An 8,714-nucleotide genomic window follows, 5' to 3' on the forward strand; every position below is an offset into this window, starting at 1 on the left:
TCCCGGCGCTCGGCAAGAAGCGACTCGACCGCCTCACCGGCGCCGACGTCCGGCACTTCATCAGCACCGTCCGCGCCAAGTGCCTCTGCTGCACCAACGGCAAGCACGCCCGGCGGAAGTCCAAGCAGCGGCCGTGCTGTCGCCCAGGACTGCGGTGCTGCGAGCGCCGGCCCACGCCCCGTCAGGTGCAGTACGTCCACGCCGTGCTCCGCAACGCGCTGAGCAACGCCGAGCGGGAGGAGCTGGTGATGCGCAACGTCGCCAAGCTCGTCAAGGTCCCGACGCCGAAGTACAAGGTCGGCAAGGGCCTCACGGTCACCCAGGCCAAGACGCTGCTCGACGCTGCGAAGGGGACGCGCTGGTACGCGCTGTACGTCACCGCCGCGACGCTCGGGCTGCGTCACGGCGAGCTGCTCGGCCTGCGCTGGCAGGACATCGACTTCGAGCGGGCCACGCTCACCGTCGCTCAGACCGTCGCCCGGGCCGCGGGGCAGCTCTACGTCGGGCCGGCCAAGTCGGATGCCTCGGAGGCCACGATCCCACTCCCGAAGGTCACCCGCCGCGTGCTCGAGGCGCACCGCCGTCGCCAGGACGAGGACCGGGCCAAGGCGACCCGCTGGGAGGACCACGACCTCGTGTTTCCCTCGACCCTCGGCACGCCGATGGAGCCGCGGAACCTCAACCGGCACTTCGAGGAGTTGCGGGTCAAGGTCGAGATGCCCGACGTGCGGCTCCACGACCTGCGCCACACCGTCGTGAGCCTGCTGCTTGACCTCGGGACCCCGCCACACGTCGTGCAGGCCATTGCCCGTCACGCGCACATCGACGTGACGATGGCGATCTACGCCCACACCAACCTCGACGCCATGCGCCAGGCGCTCGACGCGATCGAGTGGGAGGACCTGTGAAGGCGGTTGCTGAAGTCGTTGCTGAAGTAGCGCCGACCAGACGGAGCATCACGAGCATTCCCGCTGGTGAGGGGGGTGGCCAGGGGCGGGATCGAACCGCCGACCTATCGCTTTTCAGGCGATCGCTCGTACCGACTGAGCTACCTGGCCTTGTCGGCGACCACGTCGTCGCGACGCGTGCACGACACTGCGACCCAGACGGGACTCGAACCCGCGACCTTCGCCGTGACAGGGCGACGCGCTAACCAACTGCGCCACTGGGCCTTGCTCTTCAATTCATCCCGGACATCGGGATGTCCAGGTTACTGCGTACCCCCAACGGGATTCGAACCCGCGTTGCCGCCTTGAAAGGGCGGAGTCCTAGGCCGCTGAACGATGGGGGCTCGAGTTCCTCGTGATCCCGCGAGGACCTTACCCCCTCCAGCGACGGTGTCCGCCCGGCCCCGTTGGGTGCGAGACGGAGCCTACGGGACGGGTGGGCCGGCGTCGTCAGGCACCCCCGTCCGCACCGTCCCCGGCACTCCGGGGATCGCCGCGACGCCGCCCGCCGCAAGCCATCGCTCGAGCCAGGCGGGCTCGGCGGCCGTGCTCAGGAGCACCGACCAGGACGCGGCCGTCCGTTCCCGGACGTCCGCGAGCCCGGCGGTGGCCGCGGACACCGCCCAGTGCCCGACACCGGTCGCCACCACCGTGCGGGCGAGCTCGGCGGTGTCGACCTCGCCGCGCAGGGCCCCGTCCTGCTGGGCGCGCCCGAGCAGATCGGCGTAGGCGGACTCCCAGAAGTCGTAGGGCCAGCGGGCACGGTGGGCGCCGAGCGCGTCCTCGGTGACGACCCGCAGCCCGGCCCGGCAGAGGGCCTCGTCACGGAGGAGCTCGGCGAACCCGACGCCGACGGACACCGCGGTCGCCAGGGCGTCGAGGCCCCCGGCGCGGCGCTCGGCCAGGACGTCGCGCAGGCGCGCCTCGAAGAGCTCGGCCACCGCTCTGCCCATGGCCTCCTTGGAGGCGAAGTGGAAGTACATGGCGCCCTTGGTGACACCGCTGCGCGTGTGGATGTGCGACAGCGCGGCCGCCCGGTAGCCCTCGACGGCGAACTCGTGGGCGGCGGCGTCGAGGATCGCCATCCGGGTCGCGAGCGCCCGGGCCTGCCGCGGAGCGCGTCCCGCGACCACACCGGCCGGGACGGCGCCGACCGACACCGCAGTGGGGTCGTCGTCAGCGGGCCCCGACGCAGGGGACCGCGACGACGAGGGGATTCCGACCATGGCGAGTGCACGCTACGACCACGGCGGGCGGCGCCACCAAGCCCGCCACGCCGGACCGATCCGTCAGCGACGCACCGGTGGCGGCTCGCCCGGCTCGCCGATCAGCCCGAGCATGTCGAGCAGCTCGCGGCAGTCGTCGGAGTCGACCGCGTTGCGGGCCACCGCCATCCGCGCGCGGTGCACCTGGTCATCGCTCACCCGGTAGACGTCGGCGGCGGTGCGTTGCGCCGGAACACCGGACACCACCCCCGCACTGCCGCTCTCCGTGCCGGACCGCGGCTCGGGAACCCCGGCCGCATCGGTCGTCCCGCGTTCCGGGTGCGGCCCGGTAGGTCGTCGTCGTGGACCCGGCGTCACACTCATCCGTCTCCCTCGGCCCGTACCGATCGGCTGCCCCGATGGCAGGCGCAGACGCTACAGAGCGGGGGTGAACGATGCAGCCCTCTCTCAGGGTGACCTGACATCTCCTCAGGTTCATGACGCAGCGTGTGCGCCCGTTCACGCGGACCGGACATCGCCCACACGCCGGGCCCACGACGGGTCCGTCAGGACGCGCGGGGTGGCTCGTCGACGAGGGCCTGGTAGACCAGCCGGCGCAGCGAACTGCGGATGGGATAGGCGCTCGAGGGCATCAGCTGGGTGAAGAACAGGGCCGTCACCTCCTCGGACGGGTCGACCCAGAACGCCGTGCTCGCCGCCCCACCCCAGGCCAGCTCTCCCGCGCTGCTCAGCGTCCGGTAGCGCGTCGGGTCGAGGACCACCGACACCCCGAGGCCGAACCCGACCCCGTCGAAGGGCATCTCGGCGAACAGCGGCCGTCCGACGGCCTCGAGGTCGGCTCCCCCGGGCAGGTGGTTGCGGCCCATGTAGGCCACGGTCCGCGACCCGAGGAGCCGGACGCCGTCGAGCTCGCCGCCGCGCAGCAGCATCTGGGTGAACCGGTGGTAGTCGGCCGCCGTCGAGACGAGGCCGCCGCCGCCCGAGAGCCACGTCGGGGGCTCCAGGAACGGGGCGCCGAAGGCGTCGGCCCGCACGCGGCTCCCGTTTGCGACGCGGGCGTAGAGCGCCGCCGTACGGGAGGGGTCGTCGGCGACGAACCCGGTCGCCGTCATCCCGAGCGGCGCGAAGATCTCCTCGTCGAGGAAGTCGTCGAGGCTGCGCCCGGACACGACCTCGACGAGCCGGCCGAGCACATCGGTCGCGTGGCTGTAGTTCCACTCGGTGCCCGGGGTGTGCACGAGCGGCAGCTGCGCCCAGGCGTCGACGCAGCCCGCGAGGTCGAGCCCGGGAGGCACGCCCCACTCGAAGCCCGCCGCGCGGTAGGCCTCGTCGATCGGGTGCGCGTGGTGGAAGCCGTAGGTGAGCCCGGCGGTGTGGGTGAGCAGGTGCCAGACGCGGATCGGCTCCGGGCTGGGCATGGTGAGCGGGGCGGCGGCGGATCCGCGCAGGTAGACCCGGGGCTCCGCGAACGCGGGGAGCCAGCGACTGATCGGGTCGGTGAGCTCGAGCAGCCCCCGCTCCCAGAGGATCAGCGCCGCGACCGAGGTGACCGGCTTGGACATCGAGTAGATGCGCCAGCGGGTGTCCTGCTCGACGGGCAGGCCCGCCTCCTCGTCGCGCAGACCGGCCTCGCTCGAGTGCACCACCTGCCCGCGGCGGGTGACGACGACCTGCCATCCCGCGAGCCGCCCGTCGTCGACGTAGGTGCGGAAGTGGTCGTCGATGCGGGCGAGGCGAGCCGGGTCGAACCCCAGGGAGGCGGGGTCCTTCTCGACGGCGAGGGGAGAGGTGGTCATGACCGCATCCTCATCCCGTCGGACCCCGGAGTGGAACGAGGGGATCAGACCTCGCCGAGGACCTCGGCGACCTCGTCGACCGCCTCGCGGGCCCACAGCCGGTCGCGGAGGCGCCGGGTGAGGCCCTCGGCGTGCGAGAGCGCGGCGAACTCGGCGACCCGGGCGGCGCAGGCGGCCCGTGCCGGGGCGCGCAGCGTCTCGTAGCCCGCGAGTCCGGGGAGGATCCGGCCGTCCGAGCGGTCGAACGCCGCGCCGAGCGCGTGGGCGTCGAGCAGGGTCTGGTTCTCCTCCTCCCCGGCGTGCGGCAGGAACGGCTGGGCCGCGGCGCCGAGGACGGTGAGGCGGTTGCGGGTCCACCGCGAGAGCGGGCGCTGGTGGGCGAGCACCTGCTCGGGCTCGCGGGCGACGACGGCGCTGATCGCCCGCCGGAGCTCGGGCTCGAGCCGGGACACGACCCACTCGCGCTCGACGGGGGGCAGGTCCGCGCGCATGACGAGGACGACCTCCGCCCCGCCGTGGGGCGCGGGCAGGCGCATCGCCTGCAGCTGCGGGCCCGACCACACGCGCAGCTCCGGGTGGGCGGGCTCGCCCGCGCTCGCCGCGACCGTGGCGCGGCGCACGACGAAGGTCGGCGAGAGCGCGCCGTCCCCGCTCTCCAGCAGGGCCCGGACGCGGCTGGACGCCCCGTCGGCGCCGACGAGGGCCTCCGCGCGCCACTGGATGCCGCCGTCGAGGCTGACGAGGGCCGCGTCGCCGATGTCCTCGACCGCGCTCGGGCGGCACTCGTAGTGGACGCCGATCATCTCGTCGGCGGCGCAGGCCTCGGCGAGCACACGACGCAGGTCTCGGCGGGCCAGGATGAGGCACGGGTAGCCGAACCGGGCGCGGGCGACGTCGCCGAGCTCGACCTTGCGCAGCGGCTGGCCGCTGGCCGCGTCGAGATGGGTGTAGCGCTGCACCTCGAGCGCCTGGGGCCGCAGCGTCTCGAGGAGCCCGAGGCCGTGCAGCACCCGCGCCGCCGAGGGTCGCAGGATCATGGAGCCGCTGGGCCCGGCGTCGTCGAGCGACTGCGGATCGGCACCGCGCTCGAGCAGTTCCACCGGGAATCCCTGGTGGGCGAGACAGAGGGCCGCCGCGAGGCCGTCGACCCCGGCACCGAGGACCAGGAGCGGCACATGCTCCACGTGGACCCCCGTTTCCCCTCGGACGGCACTGTTCCGAAAACCCTAGACAGCGCATTCGAGTGACGCCACGGCTGCCCGGACATAAGATCCTCGGCGGTGCGTCAGCGTAGCGGGGGGACAGGTACTCCTTCCGAGGGATGGATTGCCGGAATGCGTGCTTCCAGCGCCAGCGCCACTCCGACGGCGAGTGTCGTGAGGGCGCCGCCGACCAGCCATCCGGCGAGCACGTCCGTGGTCCAGTGCACCCCGAGATAGGCCCGACTGGCCCCGATGCCCACCACCAGCACCGCCCCGACCAGCACCGTTGCCCCGCGCGCGACGGCCCGGCCGCGGCCGCCGCCTGGGCCCAGCAGGGTCAGCACCGCGAGCACCGTCAACCCCAGCCCCAGGGCGGCCATCAGCGAGTGTCCGGAGGGCAGCGACGCCGACGTCTCCACCGTCAGGCGCGTGCCGACCGGCGGCCGCGGCCGCTCGACGGCGGCCTTCAACCCCCGGATGGTGAGTGATCCCACAAGCACCGCGACGACCCAGACCCCCGCCCGGGTCCGGTGGCCGCGGGCCCAGAGCACCACCGCCGAGACCACCGCGAGCCCGCCGGTCCCGACCGTGCCGCCGAGCAGCGAGGCCGTCTCCGCGACCCCCGTCCAGGCCGGGGAGCGGTGGCCGACCATCCAGCCCAGGACCGGTCCGTCCGCGGCCTGCAGGGCCTCGTCGTCGGCGACCAGGGCGAACACCACGGCGGCGAGCGCGGCCAGCACCGCCGCGATCACCAGCGCGGCAGGCAGCGTCGTCGCCGCCCGGCCCGGTGGCCACCGCCGTGCCCGGCACCCGAGGGCAGCACCGAGCAGCAGGAGCGCCGCCACGGCCGTCCCCGTCACGATCCACCAGCCGGCGGTCACCACTCCTCCACTCATCCGTGCCCACGTCCCCGGCCCTTGCATGCGCTCACGCGGCCCGGTCCCGGCGTGTCGAGGGCCCGCGTCGAAGACGGACTCCGGGCACACTCTGCCCGTGCGGCCTCGCGGTCGCCGGGTACCCGCCCGGTGCAGGCGCCGTGGTCGGAGCGGCGGCGGAGCCGGGGGGAGAGCGCGTGCTGGTCCTCGGTCTCCTCGCGGCCCTGGTGGCCGCGGCGGCCAACGCCGGCGCGGCGATGCTCGAGGCCATGGCGACGCGCCGGGCCACTCACGCCGCCGGCGTCGTCACCAGCCCGCTCTACCTCAGTGGGCTGACGCTGGACATCCTCGGGTGGGTCCTCACGGTCCTGGCGTTGCGCTACATGCCGATCGTCGCCGTGCAGGCGATCGTCTCGGGCCAGGTCGTGATCACCGTCATCGCCTCGCACTGGGTGTTCGACACGCCCCTGCGGCGGGTCGACCTGATGGCGGCCGCGGCGAACGTCGTCGGGCTGGGGCTGCTGGTGGGCAGTGCCCGGACCGAGGAACTGCCGCACTCGGGGGTCGGCGGCACGGTGGCACTGATCGCGGTGCTGGTCGTGCTCGCCGTGGTCGGTGTCCTGGTCGCGCTGCGCAGCAAGCGGGCCGCGCTCATCGCCTTCCTCTCCGGCCTGGCCTTCGGCGGCACCGCGGTGGCGGTGCGCCTGGTCGACCTCGACGGGCCGATCGGGGAGGTGGCGCACACGGTGGCGACCGACCCGGTGGCCTACGCCCTCCTCGGGTACGCGGCGCTCGGCCTCGGGCTGTACACCGTGGCGCTGGCGCGCGGCGCGGTCGGGCCGGTGGTCGCCGTGCTGGCCGTGACCGAGACGCTCGCGCCCGGCCTGCTCGGGCTGCTCCTGCTCGGGGACGGGATCCGCGACGGATGGGTGGTCCCGTTCGTCGCCGGGCTCGTGCTGGCGCTGGGCGGGGTCGTGGTGCTCGCCCGCTCGCCCGCTCAGGCGTCCCTGGCCGGCGACGACGGGGTGGCCCGCCCGCCGCTCAAGCGACTCTGACCCCCGGCCCGACGGGTCCCGGACACACGTCCGGGCCGCACCCGGAGGCGCGGCCCGGACGGATCGCCGAGGCGTCGACGATCAGGACTTGAAGGCGTCCTTGATCTTCTCGCCCGCGTTCTTGAGGCTGCCGGCGGCCTGGTCCTTCTTGCCCTCGGCCTTCCACTCCTTGTTGTCCGTGGCGTCGCCGAGGGCTTCCTTGGCCTTGCCCTTGAGCTCCTGGCTCTTGTTCTGCATCTTGTCGTCGGTCGACACGCTGGATCTCCTCGCCGTAGTGACGTCCGGTCGCCGACCGAGTACCCCGGAGGGGTGTGAATCAATCGACAACCGGGAGCAGGTGCTCGGTTGCGCTGGGATGGAGCACCACATCGCACACGCTCTGTCGTCGGCTCAGCGTGACCCGTCCGACGTCGGGTCGGCGTCCCGAGGCGCGCACCACCAGCTGGTACGAACCCGGGGACGTGGTCGCGAGCAGGTACGTGCCGTCCGCGGCGCCGTCGGCGCGCGCGGCCTGGTGACCCGCCTCGTCCACGAGGGTGAGGACGGCGTCGGGAACGGGCTCGCCGTCCTCCGACCGCACCACCCGGCCGGCGACGCCGGGCACGGCCTCGGCGACGTGGGCGTCGTGGATTGCGACGTCGTCGTGGACTGCGGGGGCGCCGTCGGCGGGGGACGTCGTGTCCGTCGCCAGGGCCACCCGGGCGCTGCGCCGCCGCGCGATCCGCTCGCTGACCAGGTCGGCGATGCCCACGATCAGGGCGAGGACGACGAGGCCTACCGTGATCACGAGGCCGGAACTGATCGACGACGACCAGTCGCCGCGGGTCGTCGCCAGGGACCCGAAGAACACCGCGCCCACGGCGGAGATGCCGATCGCGGACCCCACCCGCTGTCCGGTCTGGAGGACCCCGGCCGCGGTGCCGCCCTCGCGCGCGGGGACCTCCTCGAGGGCGAGGGTCTGGTTGGGGGCGATGACGAGCCCGCTGCCGATCCCCGCGACGAGCAGCGGGACGGCGATCGCCCAGCCCACGTTCGACGGGTCGAGCCTGAGCACCACGTCGGTGGCGACGAGCCCGACGACGACCGTCAGGAGCCCCCCGACGACCAGCGGCTTGCCCATCCGCGAGATCAGCCTGCCGCCCAGCGCCGACGACGCCGCCGAGCCCAGGGCGAACGGGGTCAGGGCGAGGCCCGCCTCGAGCGGGGTGAACCCGCGACCCTGCTGCAGGAACAGCGTGAGCACGAAGAAGATCGACGTGAAGCCCGCGAAGTAGAGCAGGCCGAGCGTGGTGCCGAGCGCGTAGCTGCGGGTGCGCAGCAGGCCGAAGTTCACCAGCGGATGCCCGTGCACCCGCTTCGCGCGCCGCTCCCACGCCACGAACAGCAGCAGGAGCAGCACCGCCACGCCCATCAGCCACCAGGGCGCGGACGACGGGTTCCCCTCGGAGAGCACCAGCGGGAACATCAGGGACACGACGGCCCCGCCGAGCAGCACGGCGCCGACGAGGTCCAGCGGCCGGCGCCGGTCCGCGGGGACCGCGACGTCACGCGGCAGCAGCCGCATCCCGAGCAGCAGGGCGACGATGCCGATCGGCACGTTGACGTAGAAGACC

The 8,714-nt window shown here is 73.7% G+C and carries 9 protein-coding genes and 3 tRNA genes; 2 read left to right on the plus strand and 10 right to left on the minus strand.

Going from position 1 to position 8,714, the window contains the following annotated elements; genetic code table 11:
• On the plus strand, nt 1–908 hold a 908-nt coding region (locus tag VGI02_RS06635), incomplete at its 5' end, for a tyrosine-type recombinase/integrase (RefSeq protein ID WP_331626495.1).
• A 76-nt stretch (nt 909–984) separates the two neighbouring features.
• Here the strand turns inward: VGI02_RS06635 and VGI02_RS06640 are convergent.
• The 8 genes from VGI02_RS06640 to VGI02_RS06675 form a co-directional block, all read right to left on the minus strand.
• Nucleotides 985–1,058, minus strand: a tRNA-Phe gene (locus VGI02_RS06640).
• Nucleotides 1,059–1,098: 40 nt separating this feature from the next.
• Nucleotides 1,099–1,172: transfer RNA gene (locus VGI02_RS06645), tRNA-Asp, on the minus strand.
• A 46-nt stretch (nt 1,173–1,218) separates the two neighbouring features.
• Nucleotides 1,219–1,291, minus strand: a tRNA-Glu gene (locus VGI02_RS06650).
• Between the two features lie 81 nt (nt 1,292–1,372).
• Nucleotides 1,373–2,173 (minus strand): ScbR family autoregulator-binding transcription factor, encoded by an 801-nt coding sequence (locus VGI02_RS06655; RefSeq protein WP_331626496.1) that lies wholly within the window; start codon nt 2,171–2,173, stop codon nt 1,373–1,375.
• Nucleotides 2,174–2,236: 63 nt separating this feature from the next.
• Nucleotides 2,237–2,419: a hypothetical protein gene (locus VGI02_RS06660; protein WP_414638205.1), complete on the minus strand. Its 183-nt coding sequence runs from the start codon at nt 2,417–2,419 to the stop codon at nt 2,237–2,239.
• A 299-nt stretch (nt 2,420–2,718) separates the two neighbouring features.
• Entirely contained in the window at nt 2,719–3,969 is a 1,251-nt protein-coding gene (locus VGI02_RS06665; protein WP_331626499.1) for a serine hydrolase domain-containing protein, read from the minus strand.
• Nucleotides 3,970–4,013: 44 nt separating this feature from the next.
• Nucleotides 4,014–5,153 (minus strand): FAD-dependent monooxygenase, encoded by a 1,140-nt coding sequence (locus VGI02_RS06670; protein WP_331626500.1) that lies wholly within the window; start codon nt 5,151–5,153, stop codon nt 4,014–4,016.
• Nucleotides 5,154–5,254: 101 nt separating this feature from the next.
• Nucleotides 5,255–6,067 (minus strand): phosphatase PAP2 family protein, encoded by an 813-nt coding sequence (locus tag VGI02_RS06675; RefSeq protein ID WP_331626501.1) that lies wholly within the window; start codon nt 6,065–6,067, stop codon nt 5,255–5,257.
• A 176-nt stretch (nt 6,068–6,243) separates the two neighbouring features.
• Between VGI02_RS06675 and VGI02_RS06680 the strand changes: the two genes are divergently transcribed.
• Nucleotides 6,244–7,101: a hypothetical protein gene (locus tag VGI02_RS06680; RefSeq protein WP_331626502.1), complete on the plus strand. Its 858-nt coding sequence runs from the start codon at nt 6,244–6,246 to the stop codon at nt 7,099–7,101.
• An 81-nt stretch (nt 7,102–7,182) separates the two neighbouring features.
• On the opposite strand, the gene VGI02_RS06685 is transcribed toward VGI02_RS06680, so the two are convergent.
• Together VGI02_RS06685 and VGI02_RS06690 are read right to left on the minus strand one after the other, a co-directional pair.
• Nucleotides 7,183–7,338, minus strand: coding sequence for a CsbD family protein (locus VGI02_RS06685; protein WP_414638206.1), 156 nt, complete (start codon nt 7,336–7,338; stop codon nt 7,183–7,185).
• A gap of 79 nt (nt 7,339–7,417) precedes the next feature.
• Nucleotides 7,418–8,714 (minus strand): MFS transporter (locus tag VGI02_RS06690; protein WP_331626504.1); only part of this gene is annotated, 1,297 nt, incomplete at its 5' end.

The sequence above is a fragment of the Actinomycetospora sp. genome (assembly GCF_036497245.1).
Classification (GTDB): Bacteria; Actinomycetota; Actinomycetes; order Mycobacteriales; family Pseudonocardiaceae; genus Actinomycetospora.

Bases quoted from the DNA above. Each gene is read 5' to 3' on its own strand.
- VGI02_RS06655 (WP_331626496.1), bottom strand. From the start codon at position 2,173: ATGGTCGGAATCCCCTCGTCGTCGCGGTCCCCTGCGTCGGGGCCCGCT.
- VGI02_RS06665 (WP_331626499.1), bottom strand. From the start codon at position 3,969: ATGACCACCTCTCCCCTCGCCGTCGAGAAGGACCCCGCCTCCCTGGGG.
- VGI02_RS06675 (WP_331626501.1), bottom strand. From the start codon at position 6,067: ATGAGTGGAGGAGTGGTGACCGCCGGCTGGTGGATCGTGACGGGGACG.
- VGI02_RS06685 (WP_414638206.1), bottom strand. From the start codon at position 7,338: ATGCAGAACAAGAGCCAGGAGCTCAAGGGCAAGGCCAAGGAAGCCCTC.